Origin of the sequence: Colwellia asteriadis, assembly GCF_039523295.1 — a bacterium.
Taxonomy (GTDB): Bacteria; Pseudomonadota; Gammaproteobacteria; order Enterobacterales; family Alteromonadaceae; genus Colwellia; species Colwellia asteriadis.
In genome coordinates this window covers 98,168-116,052 of the sequence record NZ_BAAAFA010000004.1, presented here as the reverse complement: position 1 = coordinate 116,052, position 17,885 = coordinate 98,168, and the positions used below count along the sequence as shown (strand labels likewise).

The 17,885-nt window shown below is 37.9% G+C and carries 18 protein-coding genes and 1 tRNA gene; 5 read left to right on the top strand and 14 right to left on the bottom strand.

What is annotated here, in order from left to right:
* Positions 1–7: 7 nt before the first annotated feature.
* The 9 genes from flgH to ABD005_RS06950 all read right to left on the bottom strand — a co-directional run bounded on the left by flgH (position 8) and on the right by ABD005_RS06950 (position 8,230).
* Positions 8–700, bottom strand: a complete 693-nt coding sequence (gene flgH / locus ABD005_RS06990; protein WP_343816793.1) for a flagellar basal body L-ring protein FlgH — start codon at positions 698–700, stop codon at positions 8–10.
* A 50-nt stretch (positions 701–750) separates the two neighbouring features.
* Positions 751–1,539 (bottom strand): flagellar basal-body rod protein FlgG, encoded by a 789-nt coding sequence (gene flgG, locus ABD005_RS06985; RefSeq protein ID WP_343816578.1) that lies wholly within the window; start codon positions 1,537–1,539, stop codon positions 751–753.
* A gap of 76 nt (positions 1,540–1,615) precedes the next feature.
* Entirely contained in the window at positions 1,616–2,359 is a 744-nt protein-coding gene (flgF, locus tag ABD005_RS06980) for a flagellar basal-body rod protein FlgF (protein WP_343816576.1), read from the bottom strand.
* A 175-nt stretch (positions 2,360–2,534) separates the two neighbouring features.
* The gene (gene flgE / locus ABD005_RS06975; protein WP_215981523.1) at positions 2,535–3,869 is read right to left on the bottom strand and encodes a flagellar hook protein FlgE; all 1,335 of its coding nucleotides are present in this window, start codon (positions 3,867–3,869) and stop codon (positions 2,535–2,537) included.
* Positions 3,870–3,922: 53 nt separating this feature from the next.
* Positions 3,923–4,642 (bottom strand): flagellar hook assembly protein FlgD, encoded by a 720-nt coding sequence (locus ABD005_RS06970; RefSeq protein ID WP_343816573.1) that lies wholly within the window; start codon positions 4,640–4,642, stop codon positions 3,923–3,925.
* A gap of 136 nt (positions 4,643–4,778) precedes the next feature.
* Positions 4,779–5,210, bottom strand: a complete 432-nt coding sequence (flgC, locus tag ABD005_RS06965) for a flagellar basal body rod protein FlgC (RefSeq protein WP_215981525.1) — start codon at positions 5,208–5,210, stop codon at positions 4,779–4,781.
* Between the two features lie 2 nt (positions 5,211–5,212).
* Positions 5,213–5,611, bottom strand: a complete 399-nt coding sequence (gene flgB / locus ABD005_RS06960) for a flagellar basal body rod protein FlgB (RefSeq protein ID WP_343816570.1) — start codon at positions 5,609–5,611, stop codon at positions 5,213–5,215.
* A gap of 570 nt (positions 5,612–6,181) precedes the next feature.
* A complete protein-coding gene (locus ABD005_RS06955) occupies positions 6,182–7,015 on the bottom strand; it encodes a CheR family methyltransferase (protein WP_215978513.1) in 834 nt (277 codons plus the stop codon).
* Positions 7,016–7,300: 285 nt separating this feature from the next.
* Positions 7,301–8,230 carry a chemotaxis protein gene (locus tag ABD005_RS06950; RefSeq protein WP_215978514.1) on the bottom strand — a complete coding sequence of 310 codons (930 nt, stop codon included), beginning with the start codon at positions 8,228–8,230 and terminating at the stop codon, positions 7,301–7,303.
* A gap of 252 nt (positions 8,231–8,482) precedes the next feature.
* Between ABD005_RS06950 and flgA the strand changes: the two genes are divergently transcribed.
* The 3 genes from flgA (at position 8,483) to flgN (ending at position 10,050) form a co-directional block, all read left to right on the top strand.
* Positions 8,483–9,166 carry a flagellar basal body P-ring formation chaperone FlgA gene (gene flgA / locus ABD005_RS06945; RefSeq protein WP_343816567.1) on the top strand — a complete coding sequence of 228 codons (684 nt, stop codon included), beginning with the start codon at positions 8,483–8,485 and terminating at the stop codon, positions 9,164–9,166.
* A gap of 85 nt (positions 9,167–9,251) precedes the next feature.
* The gene (flgM, locus tag ABD005_RS06940; protein WP_343816565.1) at positions 9,252–9,560 is read left to right on the top strand and encodes a flagellar biosynthesis anti-sigma factor FlgM; all 309 of its coding nucleotides are present in this window, start codon (positions 9,252–9,254) and stop codon (positions 9,558–9,560) included.
* A gap of 67 nt (positions 9,561–9,627) precedes the next feature.
* Positions 9,628–10,050 (top strand): flagellar export chaperone FlgN, encoded by a 423-nt coding sequence (gene flgN, locus ABD005_RS06935; RefSeq protein WP_343816563.1) that lies wholly within the window; start codon positions 9,628–9,630, stop codon positions 10,048–10,050.
* 68 nt (positions 10,051–10,118) lie between these two features.
* Here the strand turns inward: flgN and ABD005_RS06930 are convergent, their stop codons facing one another.
* Entirely contained in the window at positions 10,119–10,589 is a 471-nt protein-coding gene (locus ABD005_RS06930; RefSeq protein WP_343816561.1) for an LPP20 family lipoprotein, read from the bottom strand.
* A 74-nt stretch (positions 10,590–10,663) separates the two neighbouring features.
* Entirely contained in the window at positions 10,664–11,308 is a 645-nt protein-coding gene (locus tag ABD005_RS06925; RefSeq protein ID WP_215978519.1) for a FlgO family outer membrane protein, read from the bottom strand.
* A gap of 196 nt (positions 11,309–11,504) precedes the next feature.
* Between ABD005_RS06925 and ABD005_RS06920 the strand changes: the two genes are divergently transcribed.
* Complete coding sequence (locus ABD005_RS06920; protein ID WP_343816559.1) at positions 11,505–12,689, top strand: flagellar assembly protein T N-terminal domain-containing protein; 1,185 nt, start codon at positions 11,505–11,507, stop codon at positions 12,687–12,689.
* A 34-nt stretch (positions 12,690–12,723) separates the two neighbouring features.
* Here the strand turns inward: ABD005_RS06920 and ABD005_RS06915 are convergent.
* The 3 genes from ABD005_RS06915 to ABD005_RS06905 form a co-directional block, all read right to left on the bottom strand.
* Positions 12,724–12,800 (bottom strand) — tRNA-Arg (locus ABD005_RS06915).
* A 138-nt stretch (positions 12,801–12,938) separates the two neighbouring features.
* Positions 12,939–13,076 (bottom strand): hypothetical protein, encoded by a 138-nt coding sequence (locus ABD005_RS06910; protein WP_215978521.1) that lies wholly within the window; start codon positions 13,074–13,076, stop codon positions 12,939–12,941.
* A 190-nt stretch (positions 13,077–13,266) separates the two neighbouring features.
* A complete protein-coding gene (locus ABD005_RS06905) occupies positions 13,267–15,648 on the bottom strand; it encodes a CHASE domain-containing protein (protein ID WP_343816557.1) in 2,382 nt (793 codons plus the stop codon).
* Between the two features lie 170 nt (positions 15,649–15,818).
* Between ABD005_RS06905 and tkt the strand changes: the two genes are divergently transcribed.
* Positions 15,819–17,807 (top strand): transketolase, encoded by a 1,989-nt coding sequence (gene tkt, locus ABD005_RS06900; protein ID WP_343816555.1) that lies wholly within the window; start codon positions 15,819–15,821, stop codon positions 17,805–17,807.
* The last annotated feature ends 78 nt before the right edge of the window (positions 17,808–17,885 follow it).

Below are 17,885 nucleotides of genomic sequence, written 5' to 3'. Positions count from 1 at the left end.
CATTGAGTTATAGTGGCCACCAAGAACTGTTAAAAAACGACGTTAACCAACCTTGTTCATTGACGTCTGCAAAGGTGCCAGTACCAGCATATTGAATACGTGCATTCGCGACTTTATTCGATAAAATAGTATTATTAGAATTAATGTCTTTAGAGCGAATAATACCCGTTAAGCGAATATATTCATCACCGTTATTAAGGGTCATCCATTTTTCGCCACGAATCATTAAATTACCGTTAGGCAGAACTCGCAGCACATGCACTGAAATATTGCCGCTTAAACTATTTCCTTGGTCTGCTTTAGAGTCACCCTTGAAATTAGAGTCTTGTGACAAGCCAAATTCTAGTGACTTGCCGTTGATAGTCACCGGAGCACCACCTAAGCCTGTAACAGCATTTAGGTTGTATTCATTATCTTTTTTAAGTTCGGTTTTAGCATTTTTTTTCGCTTGAGTATTTTCACTCAAAATCACCGAAATAATATCGCCAACACGGTGTGCTTTAGAGTCTGAGTAAATATTATTGACATAATTAGGCTTAAATAAAGAGCCTGAAGGGACAATACGAGACTCTTCTTCCTCGGGTAAAATTGGCGCAAAATCTGGGTCATCTGGTAAAGCTTTACTGAGCTCAACGGTGTTGCTACAACCTGTGAGCATAATAAGTAAACTTAACGATATTACATTGACGATGTTTTTCATCATTGCCTCCAACTTTCTAAAAACTAAATACAGCTAAATAATTCAAGTAACTACAATTGCTGATTGATATAACTTAGCATTTGGTCAACTGCAGAAATAACCTTTGAGTTCATTTCATAAACACGTTGACTTTCAATAAGGTTTACTAACTCTTCGGTGGTATTAACATTCGATGTTTCTAACGCACCTTGTACTAACATACCGTAACCTTCTAAACCGGGAACACCTTCTTGAGGAGCACCACTGACGGCAGTTTCAGTATATAAATTTTGTCCTATTGGCTCTAAACCGCTTGGATTAACAAAGTTAATCAGGTTAATTTGTCCAACAACAGCTGGCTCTGCCTGCCCTTGTAACATCACGGATACTTCACCATCTTGGGAAACAATAATACTGCGAGCATCTTCAGGTATAGTTACTTGCGGCTGTAGTAAATACCCAGCTCCTGGAGTAACCATGTTGCCTTCTTCGTCCATCGTAAACTGACCATTGCGGCTATACGCTGAGCTACCATCAGGCATTAATATTTCAAAGAAACCTTCCCCCTGAATCATAAGATCAAGCGAGTTATCTGTAGTAAGCATGTCACCTTGAGTATGAATTTTTTGAGTAGCAACAACTTTAGTACCCGCCCCTAACATTAAGCCTGAAGGCATTTCAGTGTCTTGTGCACTACGTCCGCCGGGTTGGTTAATGTTTTGATACAGTAAATCTTCAAATACGGCTCGGCTCTTTTTAAACCCGACAGTGCTTGCGTTAGCTAAGTTGTTAGAAATTACCGCAATATCTTTCGTTTGCGCATCTAAACCTGTTTTACTTATCCATAATGCTGGGTTCATAAATCACCTCTATAAATTATTAGCTTCAGCGGTTATACCAACCGACATAGCAAAATATTGTTCACTCAAAAATTAACTAGAACGCTCTTAATAAGGAAGATGCGCTGCTGTCATTTTCTTCTGCTGTTTTCATCATTTTTAATTGCATTTCAAATTGACGTTGCAAGGCAATCATTTCTGTCATTTCGTTTACGGGGTTAACATTACTTGACTCTAAAGCTCCGCCTTGTACTTGCACATTAATATCAGCCTGCAGCACTTGGCCATCTTTTGCCCGAAATAAACCATCATTACCTTTATCAATTAAACGCACATCGGGGTTTACCAATTTAATACGTGCAACCTCTTCTTGAACTGTACTTGGCGCACCTTCTGGTTGAACCATGATGGTACCGTCACGACTTATTTGAATATTATTTACCGGTAACGGTAAGAATATTGGTCCAGCCTCACCAATTACTAATTCACCATCATTTGTCTCTAAAGCACCTGTTTCGGTGACACGTAAATGACCACCACGGGTATAAGCTTCTTGACCATCTTTACCTTGAACAGCAAAAAAACCCTCACCACCAATGGCTATATCAAGTGAGCGTCCTGTAGTAAGTAATGCGCCAGAGTCAAAATTTTGGCTAGCACGTTCTGTCATAGAGAATACTCGTGTTGCCATACCTTCACCATAAGCTTGCATACTGCGCGCTTGGGCTAAGTCAGCTTTAAAGCCAGTGGTTTTGGCATTGGCTAAATTATTAGCATTAACTGCCAAGGCATTCATATTTTGTTTAGCACCGCTCATGGCGATATAAAGCAACTTATCCATGATGAACTTCTCAAAAAAAAGGTTATACCTAATAAATGCAATTACAATGCCAGAAGATAGACACTATTCACGATTGAGTGTTTTTTTACGAGGGAGTAACTAGCGTACAAATAAAAAAGCGAGCCTTATGTCAAGCTCGCTTTGATGATATTTAAAGAGGATTAATATGAAGTTACTATCTAATTTGCAATATGGTCTGATTTAATTGGTTATCCACTTCTAATGAACGCGAGTTCGCTTGGAAGTTACGTTGCGCTGAAATTAAATCAATTAACTCTGTGGTTAAGTTAACGTTAGATTGTTCTAGTGCTGAGGAGTTAATAGTACCAAAAGTACCTGAGCCACCTTCCCCGGCTAACGCCTCACCAGAAACAATACTTTCTTTCCAGTTAGTACCGCCGATTTGGGTTAGGCCTTGCTCATTGGCAAAGTTAACCAAAACGATACGTGACAATGGCTCTGAAGTACCATTACTATATGTTGCTCTCACCAAGCCATCAGTATCAATGTCAATGCCTGTTAAGCGTCCAACCGCCAAACCATCTTGTTTTAAAGCGGTAACTTCAAAGTTAGACGCAAATTGCGTTGGTTCATTTGGATTAGGTCCATTAGTATCTAAATTAAAGTCAATGATCATTTGCTGAGTAGGATCTGCGCCGTTACTTAAAATACCAGCGCCGAATTGAGCTGTTTGTATAGTGCCTGGTTTTTGGGCGATAAAGTCACCACTAGTATCAAACATTAAAACAGCTCCCGTAACACCGGCCCCTGTAGGTTGAGTTAGCACAGGGGCTGCTGGGTTTTGGGCTGCAACAGGGATATCAACCATTTGTTCGTCAACAGCAGTAAACATGTTCCACTCATTTGCGGCTGACTTGACAAAATAGTAAGTCATAATATGGCTATCGCCTAATGAATCAAAAATAGTGACTGATGTTGAATTATTAAAGGTTAGCGGATCGGTAGGATCAAATACCGGATTGGCTGGCGGTACATCGCCTGCCGGTAAGTTCATACGAATATCAACTTCACTTGACGCTGTTGGCGCCCCTGATGAGGTAGGTATACGAATAGGCGTTGCGGTACTTAAACTAACTGACTCAGAACTGCCGTCTGTACCCACAGGAAAACCTAATAAGTGCCCACCACCTGAGTTTACAACAAAGTTATCCGAATTTAGTTTAAATTGACCTGCGCGCGTATAAGAGGTTTCTAAAGAGCCTAACTCAGGGACTGTGGCAAAGAACCCGTTACCTGTAATAGCCAAGTCGAGCGCATTGGTGGTGAACTGAATACTACCTTGAGAAAACTGTTGCGCAACATCAGATGTCAAAACACCATCGCCCACTTTAGTTTTGCCAGCGGCTAGTAATGATGATGCATAAACATCAACAAATTCAGCACGGGACTCTTTAAAACCAACCGTATTTACGTTGGCAATATTATTTGATGTAACATCAAGATCTTTCTGTGCAGCGTTTAACCCGCTTAGTGCGATATTAAATGACATAATTTAACCCTCTTTAAAATTTCTTTTCTCTCATGCAAAACCAAGTGCAGTGCTTATGCTTCTGATACTTCAACAACATCTACTAATGCCATTTGTGTACCACCATTAAGGTTAAGCATAATGTTACCACCAGCCCCAGAAAGCGTAACACTATCAACTTTCCGGTAGGTCATCGTTTGTAACTCTGAGGCCTTGCCTTCTACTAAGCCAACGACTCTAAAACGATAAGCGCCAGTAGCTGCATCTTCACCACTCGATGTTTGACCATTCCATGTAAAGCCAAACTCACCTTTCTTAACATCGCCTACAGGTACCGTTTGAACAACCTCACCTTTAGTATTTTCAACATAAATGGTAACTTTACTTGCGGCACTATCAGTTACAAGCTTACCTTTGACTTCTTCGCCTGCTCCCATACCAAAAATATTATCGTCAACTAAAACACTACGACCAACCAATGACGAGGCTTGTAGCGCTTGACTAGAATTCATAGATGTCGCAAACGCTTCAAACTTATTATTAAGATTACTAATGCCATCAGTGGTTGAGAATGATGTCATCTGTGAGATCATTTCATTATTATCAACAGGCTTAGTTGGGTCTTGGTTAGCCAGCTCTTGCGTCAATAAAGCAAAGAAATCAGCTTGTGTTAACATGCCTTGCTTGCCATCAGACTCTTTAATATCTTGTTTAGCTAAGCTATCTCTTATTTTTTCTTGCTTTTCATCTAAGGTTAAAGCTGTATATGGGTTAGTACCACTTATTGATTGCATTTCCTTTCCACCTTTTTAATTACTTGCCAAGCTGCAGCCTTGGATTCAATATCTTTCTAAGCAACTGCAGTGACTGAATATAAACGTGACGCAGTATTCACTATGTAATTTAAGTCATTCACTGGCCAAAGCTTTATTACCTTTGACCAAGCGTTAAGGTTTTATTCAACATATTCTTTGCTGACTCAGCCAATTGGACATTGGTTTGATACGAGCGTGATGCTGAAATCATATTAGTCATTTCTTCAATCACATTAACATTAGGCTTATAAATATAACCGTCTTTATCGGCCATAGGGTGAGCTGGTGCATACTCAACATTTAAGGGTTTATCACTCTCGACAATGCCTAACACATCAACACCAACACCACTGCCGTCAGCCGAACTTTGCCCAGCGGCAGCTTTTTGCATTGCGGCGGCAAAAACAGGGTGCCTTGCACGGTAAGTTTCACCTGCACTACTACTAACACTGTCGGCATTTGCTATATTACTCGCCGTAGTATTAAGACGAACAGACTGCGCACTCATGCCGCTGCCTGTGATATCAAATACGTTAAAAAGACTCATAATTACTGCCCTCCGCTAATTACTTTTTTCAATGATTTAACTTTACCATTAAGAAACTGCACGCTCGCTTGATACTCTATTGAGTTTTTAAGATACAAGTTTCGTTCCACTTGTACATCAACCGTATTCCCATCACCAGTATCTGGCTGATTCGGTACTCTATATTGAGCACTACTGTTAAGCTCACTACGAACGTCAAAATGCTTTTCATTAGTACGAGACATACTCATTTTTTGCTTTTGTGAGGCTTGAGCAAGAGCTTGTTGAAAATCAAGACCTTTAGCTTTATAACCAGGCGTGTCTGCATTGGCAATATTACTTGCAATAACTTCAGCTCGCTGAGAACGAATAAACATCCCTTGAGAGTGAAGTTCAAAACCCTTATCAAAACCTATAGCCATAACAGCCTCACCTTCTATTTTACATTACTCATAAAACATTCAATTATTATGCCACAAGTGAATAAAATAAGGTTATGCTCTCAATCGTAGTTATAAAATGATGGGTGGTTAACAATACAGGTTATCGTTATAAGTGCTCAATTGAGTCACTTAATTAACCTGAGATCGGCTTAGAAAATGTTTCTCTAGCAGCTACTTTTCCTAACTTCTTCGTTAAACTTACTTGCAATAGGCTAGCTATTGACGCGAAATTTGCCTTGCTTATCATATGAAAAGAAGAAAAACTACCAAGCTAGCGATTCATAAAAGTAATTTTTGCTGATATTTCAATTTGTTAAATATCTCTTAAACCGAGTTCAGGTTAATTAGTAGTGCTTGATTTATTATTCAGGGTTAAAAACTAAATTGTAACCAGGGGGGAGAAGGTAGCGAGAACTAAACAAGTATATAAAAAACAATATGTATAGGTCAGTGATGCAGCAATAAAGCTTAACTCAGAAGAGCGCGATTCAAGTAGCTAAATAAAAATAGATGTTTGATAAATAGGGTACAATTTGTACCCTATTCACATTACTGTTGCTTTTGATAAACAATACCAGGATTGCAACGTAACATAGAAAAGTTCTGATTAAGTCCTGATAAAGACTCTGAGGCACCTAAAAACAAATAACCGTCATTATTCAATACGCCATGTATTTGACTAATGATCTGCGCTTTAATTTCAGGTGAGAAGTAAATGAGCACATTGCGACAAAAAACAATATCAAACCTTCCCATCAAACTATAGCTATTAAGTAAGTTTAAGGGTCTAAAACTCACCATTTTTTTGACATGATCTTTCACTTTCAGCATGCCATTATCACCCGCTTCAAAAAATTGCTTTTTACGCTCTGCTGACAACCCCCTTGCTAAGGCTAAGTTGTCGTAATGGCCATATTTACAATGTTCAAGCATAGTACTAGAGATATCCGTACCAATAACTTGTACACCACGAGGAAACGCGCCAGGATTTTTTTGTTGATATTCGAGTACAGACATCGCAATAGAATATGGCTCTTGTCCTGATGAACTTGCCGCAGACCATATTTTAACAGGTGTTCTTCGGTCTGCAAATTCGGGCAATAGCTTATCTTTTAATAATTTAAACGGGTAGTCATCTCGAAACCATAAGGTTTCGTTAGTTGTCATCGCATCAATAACTGCGGCACGAAGTTGCCGTTCTGTTGGCGCTAACGTTCGCGTTACTAATTCACTTAAAGAACTAAGACCAAATTTTGCCATAAGAGGAGCTAAACGGCTTTTCACTAAGTACTGCTTACTTTCACCTAGTACAATTCCACACTGTTGCTCTAAAAAAGCTCTAAATTGATTATAACTTCTTTCATCAAGTTGTTTTTCTGGCACTATTAATTCCTACTTATCGCTATATTTTATAGCTCAATTTAAGCGTAACAAATGACGCGATACTTTACCTATTTATAACTAACGAACCTGAGCTCGGCTTAACAAATGTTTATCTAGCTGCTACTTTTCCTAACTTCTTCGTTAAATTTACTTGCAATAGCTCCCTATTGACGCGAAATTTACCTTGCTTATCATATGAAAAGAAGAAAAACTATCAAGCTAGAGATTCAGAAAAATAATTTTTTATATTTCAATTCGTTAAATATCTCTTAAACCGAGTTCAGGTTAACTATCAAGTTTCAACCATTTTTTAACGGCGGTAGCAAGTTCATCTGGATGAAATTTAGGAATAAAGTCTTCAGCTCCTACTTTCTCAACCATGGCATTGTTAAAAACACCACTTAATGAAGTATGTAAAATAATGGGCATTTTAGCCATACGTTCATTTCCTTTCACTTCAGCCGTTAAGGTATAGCCATCCATTTCAGGCATTTCTATATCAGAGATCATTAAAGCGACTTTTTCAGTAATACTATTTTCACAGGTTGCTTCTATTGCTTTAAGTTGATCTAACGCATCCCGACCATTTTTAGCCAAAATCATATTAATACCCAAAGGCTCTAAAGCTCGCTTAACTTGATTTCGAGCAACAGTGGAATCATCAGCAATCATCACTAATTTTTCACCAATGCTCTCCCCGACACTTGTATCAATGATATCCTCACTGACATCGGTAGAAACAGGACTAATCTCGTTGAGTATTTTCTCTACATCTAAAATTGACACCATTTCATTGTCAATTTCAGTCACCGCAGTTAAGTAACTTGATTTACCAGCCCCTTCAGGCGGCGGCATCACATCAGCCCAACTTAAAGTAACAATTCGTTCAACCCCCGCTACAAGGAAACCTTGTACACTACGATTATATTCAGCAATAATAATAAAACTTTCGTCTGTTTGCTCAATAGCAGGGCCACCGGTAGATTTACTTAAATCAATAACCGAAATAGTTTGACCACGTATATGAGCAACACCTTTAATAAAAGAGTCTTGCTGAGGTAGCATTGTTAATCTAGGACATGGCATGACTTCACGTACTTTAAAAACATTGATACCAAAACGCTGTCTACCTATTAGTTTAAAAAGTAAAAGTTCGAGTCTATTCTCACCAACAAGCTGTGTTCGTTGGTTAACTGAATCTAGTATACCTGCCATAAAAACCTCATTTAAATCTGCACTGTATTTTTAGTATTGCTTAGAAAGCATGAACAACTTAATTAATGTATATCATCAGTATTACTGCACAAAGGCATATTTCTTGAAGTATACAGTTAATAATACAAAAAACGCCATTAAGCGTCTGATTATTGACACTTGTTCTTATTGTCTTTCATACTAATAACTTAAATTAAGCATAGACGACAATTCACATTTACCTATAGGTAGATAACAAAATATATGAGTTATATGAAACTTTTTTTCTACATTTTATTATTTGGACAATTCGCTTTAGCGAAATCTTTCGCTACATCCTATGACCATGCTTATATTGAGGAGTTAGCTAAAAGCGCCTTAGAAGCATATTATCCCGCCGAAGATAACGAGAAAGTATCAATCACCGTCGCCTCGATTGATCCTAGAATTAAGGTACAAACGTGCCAAATACCACTTGAAGCGAATATACCTGAAAATAGCTCAGGTAGAAACGTAAATGTTAAAATAAGTTGTGATGATTCAACCCCCTGGAATATTTATTTACCTGCAAAAGTAGAAGTTACCCTCCCTGTTATTGTCGCCAAAAAAACAATTGGTAAAGGTAGTGTTATCACAGCAGATCATATTGAAAAGGTTTACCTCTCAGCGACAAAAATCAGAGGAGCTATCGTAAATAACGAGGCACTAGTTATAGGAGCAAAAGCTGAAAAACGTATTGCTAAAGGAAGAGCCTTTAACCCTCGCAATATTTGTTTAGTTTGTGAAGGGGATATAGTAACTATTATTGCATCAGGTAAAAATTTCAGCATAAAAGCTCGAGGTGAGGCTTTAAGTTCAGGTAATAACCAAGAGCAAATTCAAGTCAGAAATAGTCGTTCTAATAAAATAATTACCGCCACAGTTAAAGCTATTAACACGGTAGTAATTAACCTATAATTTTACTAAAGTTATTTGCTGATTTGTCGATAATACCTGTATAAGCAAATACACGATTACCACACAATTGCCAAAGGATACTGTTATGGCTATAAATATCAACAACTTGAGTAACAACAACCAAGTTACCCAAAATAAACAAGCACAAGTTAAACAACAATCTGCGCAGGTAGCAACGAGTAATGCTCAACCGAAATCACCTAATCAAGATTCAGTTTCAATTACTCCACAAGCAAAACAACTGCATGAGATGCAGAAAAAAGCGAGTGATGGACCAGCTGTTGATCAAAAAAAGATTGATGAGTTGAAAAAAGCCATTAGCTCTGGAGAATATAAAGTTGATCCAGAAAAGCTTGCTGCAAGTATTGCTAAATTTGAGTTTGAACTAATTTAACTTGATTTTCACGAGTCAACGTTTAATGATAAACGCAATAATATAGCTAACATTAATAGGCTTGCATATGCCCAATTTATTAGAATTACTCACACAACAGTATCAGCAGTTGCTGTTGCTTGAACAAGTTATTGCCAAAGAAAAAGAAATACTACAAAAACACCAGCCTGATGAGCTATTACAAGTAAGCCAAGAGAAAAACCAATTTCTCCTCGATATTCAAACACTCGATCAAAGCATTGTACAACACCCAGATTTCACCACAGATAAAGCTGCTGGTAAGTTAGACTCTGTACTTGCAGAGATCACGGTAACGTTAGAACGCTGCCAACAACAAAACCAAGTTAATGGTCAAATCATTCAACAATCGCAACTTGCAGTTGAACGAATGAAAACAAGTTTATTAGAAAAGCACAATAAAAGCGCGATTACTTATGATAGTAAAGGTAAGAAAAGTGCTGGATTAAGTAGTATTGGTTTAAAAGCCTAAAAGCTTAAACCTTAAGTAATATCTTTATCTTACGACCAAGATAAAGATATTAAAAAGCTAAATCGTCGTTAAAAGTAAGACACTTCTTTGACTTCTTGGCGAGGGTTATTTACTTCGTATATTTTATAAACGTCTTCAAAGTCTAATTGTAACTCGGTCGCGTATGTGTCTCCAACAGGGTAGCTTTTAACTACTTTAGCTCCGCGAATAACACCTTGAACCGAAGACTTTAATTGACTGTCGTTGATCAACAAATCAGCCATTGTTGTTTGCCCTTCAATTTTTTGCCCGTAAACTTGCTCAGCTAACTCTGCATAAGCCGCAATTTTAGAAGCCTTTATTGCCATTAGCATACGCTGCGTCTCATGTGATGACTGCTGCAAACTAATTGGCGCATAGCCTACCGCATTTAAAACAGGAAAACTCTCAGGTTTTACTGACTGCCACTGTACATGCTTATCATAAATACTAGAGCAGGCTAAACTCAAAAAAAGCGTGGTACTGATAAAGACAGCTCTGGTTACTTGTTTAATATTCATTATCACTACTTCCTATCTCTATTTTACTTAACTTTCATAGCCCTAACTTGCACCCGAAATTAAGTCAGATACTGTTATTCTTGAATACTCACTGCACGTTGCTCATTAATGAGCATATTGTCACTGCGAATAATCATGCCATCGACCATTTTAACTTTTTCGTTTGGGTTCATTTCATCGCCTAAAACCCACTGTGGGATAAATGACTGGGCTGTAGCAACAACCACTTTAGATTGAATACCTATCATGCGAGCATTGACTAAAATACCGTTTTCTTGCTCTACCATAGTACCAGCAACCACGTAGTCAATTATCTGGCGCTCAGGTAACTCTTTCCAGTCGCGACTAAAGACGTAGTCACCTTCTTTTGTGACTCTAATATGGCCTGTGGTTTTAAAATCAATCACTACTAAGCCATGGCGTTGTAACTCATGCACAAAGCTTTCAGCTAGTTGGTTCCCTAACCAATTTGTTGTTTCTAAATCATCAAGTTTAACAAAGGAAGTTACTGCAACAGGTGTTTTAGCATTAACAAAGCTGCTACTTTCTAACATTTGATAAGCCAAGCCCTTAACCACATCATTAATGGCGTGCCGAGGTAAGTTAAAGCTATCTATTTCGGCCTTATCGACATGATTTTTTTGATAAAAATCATCATTCGATGTTACTCCACATGAAAACAGTGCAGGTATAAATAATGGTATTAGCCATTTTTTCATGGTATTCCCCTTTTAAAACGTAATCATTTATAGCTTATTACGTTAGAAATAATTCAATATAAAACCAATAATAGAAATAAATGCATATTTCAAGCCAACACAGACAACTTAATAACGACAAATTTTATTAGGCATAATAAATGCATGGTTTAAAATAATAGCGTTACACTAATTAACCTCGACGAGATATATCATTATGCGCCATTGGTTTTACTCTTTTATTATAGCAAGCCTTCTATTATCGCTGACTTTTACCAGCACCTCAGCTTCAAGCCAGTGGTATGAAACTCAAGGTCACGCCTCGATTGACGATGATGACATTGCTGTAGCACGTAATAAAGCTGTTGAAAATGCGTTAAAAAAAGCACTATTAGTTGCAGGAGCTAGTGTATCGAGCGTTCAACAAGTGATTAATGGTCTCTTAACACAAGATCAAATAAGTATTCGTGCGAGTGGTAGTGTTAATGCTATTGAACTTGTTGATGAGTTACATTCTGGCAATTTAATTACCGTGACTATTCGTGCCGATATATTTCCACAAGAAAAAAAGTGCTTCGCCGTTAACTTTAAAAAGTCATTGTTGTTGACTAAAAGTCACTTAGTGAATCGCGAACAGGCTAATATCGGCAAAATTTATCCTATTGATACCGCAATTATAAAAAAGTTAGAAAAGCACTTAACGGCCGATAGTAATTTCACTTACAGTCGTAGTATTTTTAACAGTAAAACTGAATTCTCTCGATTAAATAATAGTTTAGAAGGTGAACGGATAAAGGACCTTGTACGCTCTTTAGGTGGCTCAACTGATAGCCAGTATATTTTATTTAGCGAAATTAATGATCTTTCTTTTGAAGATCAAGCGACAAACTCATGGCAGTTTTGGCAGCAAGGAATTTATCCTAGAACCCTATCATTAAGCTTTTATCTTTATAGTGGCTTTAGTGGTGATTTAGTGTGGCAGAAAGATTATCAAGATACGGCAATCTGGTCTTTTACTAAGCGCAAAACTATTGATGTTAATAGCATTATTTTTTGGCAGAGTGAATATGGCTCCATGATTAATAATATGTTGACTCAAGTCACCAAAGATATTGACGAGAATGTTATGTGTGAGCCTAGCAAAGGTAAAATATTACAAGTGAATGGTAATAAAATTACTTTTAACTTAGGCCGAGATCATGGCGTGAAAATTGGTGATGAATTTACATTATTACATGCTAAAGACTTTAACAGTAATGAGGGAAAACGCTATTCCGGCTTCAATATCAGTCCTTATAAAGTAAAAGTAACTCAGCTCACCCGAGGCACGGCTATAGCACACACTCCAGATAACAGCCTATTTGGCAATATTCAAATTAATGACTTTGCGGTCAGGTATTAAAATAACCTCACGGGCATAAAAACAAGAAGGGAGTTGGCGCTTCATGCAGGAGTCGAACCTGCGACTTTCTCCTTAGGAGGGAGACACTCTATCCTGCTGAGTTAATGAAGCAGTTGTATTGTCTTCTCTTAAAAGTGCACTTATATAAAGGCTTATTGTGCTGAATACTTATGAGGTAAAGCTCCGACACTACATTTACGGGTAAGTCGAAGCTTGAATTTCCTTGTGCAATGATAGCGTATACACACGCTATTTACTCGATTGCGTTATTTCTACATCCATGTTGTCTGCTACTGAAGCATTACTTAGTATCGCTGACACGGTCATTATCAATACAGCTAAAATAACCGAAGACAGCTTACAGCCTCGAGAGGATGGCTTCTTCATTATTTACCTTTATTGTATACTTATTGCTTAATTATTATACTTCTTGCAAAGCGATTAAAACTTAAACGATTAATGACTGTTTTTCAAGTGATTATATAAGGAAATTATAAATACTTCCGCTTTCCCCGCATTACTCTTTAAACTACTTAACGTAAAAATCAAAGTAATCAAGTTAAGTTAAGCGCATTGACTACCGATTTTCATCAAAGTATTTTGCTTGATGAGCTTTTTGTTGCTCTAGTGTTGTTATTGAAACTTTTACCGAAGCACTTAGTACACCGTCACCTGAAGCTAAAAAGCCAACATTGACATTACCGTGTAATAATTGACAAACTTCTTTGATAATTGCCATTGATGTACTGTAAGAGCCAAGGTCCTTACTTGTTGCAATATTAAATTGTTCTCTGCTATACGGTGTAAAAACATCACCTTGATTTGAAAAAATAAAAAAGAGTGTCGCACTATCCATTTTGTGCTGGTGTAACTTTACCGCTAACCGCAGCGGTGTTTCACCGAACAATTGTTGAGCGCTTTTAATCAGTAGACCAAGTAATTTTTGAATACGTAACTCATCGCTATTAATAAAGTGTGGCACTTCACTATCAATTAAAAAATAAATCGTTTTATTTTCATTCAGCTTTTCGCCTTTAAGTATCAACTCTTCTCTATTTAATAAACCATATAAATCAAACGTATCGTGTTTAACACTCACTTTTCCTAGCTCTATTTCAGAAAGGTCAGCCATGGTATTCAATAATTGTCCAATGGTATTACTGGCATGATAAATACCCGATACTTGCTTATTATTAATCCCTCGTTGTTTCAATTGTTCAACAAAGGTTTTAATCACCTGTAGTGGCATGCGCAACTCATCATTAAACGCTTCTAAAAAGTATGTTTTAGCGATACTCCGTTTTTCGAACTTACTTTTATCAAGCCTCAACGCACGAGTTTTTAATTCGACCTGCTGATTTAGTTCACTCGAGTAAGCCACGGTAATGAGTACTAATAATTGAAAAAGTAATGCTCCTATTGCCCCCCCCAACAAAACATACCAAGTATGGGCATTCATTTCTTGTATAAGCCATGGCTTATATTCACTAATACTAATTCGCCATTGCCTAGAGTGTACTGATATTTCACTAAAGTCGATATGCCGATTAATGCCACTAACGCCTTGGCCATATATCAAATAAGGTGTGTTGCCACTAATATCTTCTATATTAATAGAAATTTTTGGGTTGTACTTTTTAGTTAACGAATCAAAAAAAGATTCAAATTGTACCACTGCCACGACAAAGCCTTGCATTTGACTCAAAAGTGCTGGCTGAGGCTTTGAATTACCGTAACGGTTCAGCGCGACGGGAGTCAGGTGAGGTACTGCGGTACTAAAGAAAATACTAGGTTTAGCAAAGTTATCTTGCTCTACTAATGAAGGCTCACTAGCAAAGATACCTGAGGCTTGTGAAGACGTTAATAGTGACTTTTGAAACATACCATAAACATCAACCCCTAATAACTGCGCATCACTTTTAGGATAAATGTAGAGTAACGGCGCGTAGATAGACTTTAACGAAGGCGCATTACTTTTCAACGTATCGGGCATTTCCTTAATATTATAGGTCTTTTGCAGCTCTTTGGATGCAAAGTGCTCGAACTCTGTTTTCATATTTCTGTGAACTAAAGGAGCCCACTTTAAAGCAATAACACTATCACTATGCGAAAATATTCGCTCACTAAACAACATAAACTCATCTGACTCAACATGTTCACTTGCATAAAATAATGCCGACATACTTTCAACCTGCATGACGACATTATCAATTTCTTGCACTATATCTTGTGTTATTTCTTGTTTAGTTTGAACGAACTTATCAAGCCGGTAGCTTTGTTGTTCATTTTGCGAGGTTATAAACAACGTAAAAATGGCACTTGCACCTAATATAGAAGTTAGAGTTACAAAGAAGCGTTTACGAATATTAAAAAGTGTTTTCTCTTTGCTCAGCAGCAAAAGTGGGATAAAAAATACAGCAAACAACATGCTGGTAACCCAGCTAGAAACAAAGGTATATAGAAATGTTCCTTGTATGGTTTGGTTATCTAGTATTGAAACAATTAATACTGCTGTTGCTGAAATTAAACTGGCTAAAGGACCAATACGTAATAAAAAAATTAAAAGTAAACGCCTTGATTTCAGCCACTTGGCTTGATAAACCAATCTAAATGCTAATTGTTTAGTTAACACACCTTGTAAGGTTATCGCTAATAAAGCGATAGACATGATTGCTACTGTGGGATTGAGCTCTAAACCATAATAGAAAAAACCTGCAATAAATGGCGTGGTACATAAAATACCAATAAAAGCAATGCTCCCCCAAATAATAACTAAACCGCTAAATAATGCCGCAGCAGGTGCAATAAAGTTAATAATAGACAAAGGTTTAATAATTAACATTGCGCTAATACAAAGACAAAAGTAAAGCAGAGAAACAATAAAAAAACGCTGTAAATTATGCTGCATAATAATAGGTTGCTGAGCTGATTGCAGGTTGATTAATAAAGTGTTTGGCACGCCATACTAGCACTATATTCGCCGAATACTTAATTACAATGTAAATAATATAAAAAATAACGTAATTAAATTTGCGCTGCTCGCTTAGCTAAGCGAAAATGCCTATTCAATTATTCAAAAAAACAAGCTGTTCAATCAGCCCTTGTGTCACAATATAATCTGGAGCAAATATGTCGTCGCGTCAAGAACTGGCAAATGCCATTCGTGTTTTGAGTATGGATGCTGTACAAAAAGCAAAATCTGGTCACCCTGGAGCCCCTATGGGTATGGCCGATATCGCCGAAGTGTTATGGCGTGATTTTTTAAAGCATAACCCAACTGATCCTAATTGGGTTGATCGTGATCGATTTATTCTTTCTAACGGTCACGGCTCTATGCTTATCTACTCATTATTGCATTTATCTGGCTACGACTTATCTATTGATGATTTAAAAAACTTCCGTCAATTACACTCAAAAACACCAGGTCACCCTGAATATGGCTACACCCCTGGTGTTGAAACTACCACAGGCCCTTTAGGCGCTGGTATTTCTAATGCGGTAGGTATGGCTATTGCCGAAAAGACTTTAGCGGCACAATTTAACCGCCCAGATCATAACATTGTTGATCACTTTACCTATTGCTTCTTAGGTGACGGTTGTTTAATGGAAGGTATTTCACATGAAGTTTGCTCGCTTGCTGGTACTTTAGGCTTAGGCAAGTTAATTACTTTTTGGGATGACAACGGCATTTCTATTGATGGCCATGTTGAAGGTTGGTTTACTGACAACACCCCTGCCCGTTTTGAATCATACGGCTGGCATGTGATCAGTGTTGACGGTCATGACCCTGAAGCTATCAGCAACGCCATTGCTCAAGCACAAGCCGTTACTGATAAGCCAAGCATGATTTGCTGTAAAACAATTATTGGTTTTGGCTCACCAAATAAGTCAGGTACTCACGATTGTCACGGCGCACCATTAGGTGATGATGAGATTGCCGCAACACGAGAATTTTTAAACTGGCCTCATGCACCTTTTGATGTACCTAGTGACGTATACGCTCAATGGGATCAAAAAGAAAAAGGTCAAGCAAGCCAAGTTAGCTGGACTGAAAAGTTCTCAGCATACCAAGCCGCGCACCCAGAGCTTGCAGCAGAATACGAACGCCGTGTTATTAAAGGTGAATTACCACAAGAGTTTGAAGCAAAAGCCAACGCATTTATTGAACAATGTCATACTGCTTCTGAAAACATAGCGTCACGTAAAGCGTCACAAAATGCTATTGAAGCCTTTGGTAGCGTATTACCTGAAATGCTTGGTGGCTCTGCAGATTTAGCTGGCTCAAACTTAACACTATGGTCTGGCTCAAAAGGTATAGAAACAGACCCTGCCGGTAACTACATTTTCTACGGCGTACGTGAATTTGGTATGAGCGGTATTATGAATGGTATTTCATTGCACGGCGGCTTTATTAACTACGGCGCAACTTTCATGATGTTCATGGAATACGCACGTAACGCAGTGAGAATGTCAGCATTAATGGGTATTCAAAATATTTTTGTTTATACCCATGACTCTATTGGTCAAGGTGAAGATGGTCCTACACATCAGCCTATAGAACAATTAACTAACTTGCGTACTACGCCAAACTTAACAACATGGCGTCCGTGTGATGCAACAGAGTCAGCTGTTGCTTGGAAAGCGGCAGTGCAAAACCAAAAAGCACCTTCAGCGTTAATCTTCTCTCGCCAAGGTTTACCTGCGATGACTCGCAGTCAAGCACAGCTAAGTGAAATAGCCAAAGGTGGCTATATTTTACAAGACTGCTCAGGTACGCCAGAGGTTATTTTAATTGCAACAGGCTCAGAAGTAGGCTTAGCAGTTGACTCAGCTAAAGCATTAACAGAGCAAGGAACTCAAGTACGTGTAGTTTCTATGCCTTCCACTAATGTGTTTGATCTGCAATCAAAAGAGTACAAAGAAGCCGTTTTACCAGCAGCCGTAACTAAACGTGTTGCCATTGAAGCTGCCCATGTAGATTTTTGGGCTAAATATGTTGGCTTAAGTGGTGCGGTAGTTGGCATGACAACCTTTGGTGAGTCAGCTCCAGGTAATGTATTACTAGAGCATTTTGGCTTTACTGTTGATAATGTTGTTAACACTGTGAATGCACTGTAACCATTAACAACAAACTAGCTATTGTTGAGCCATAATAACTTGGCTCAACAATAGCTAACTGAGGAGAGGCGTAATAGT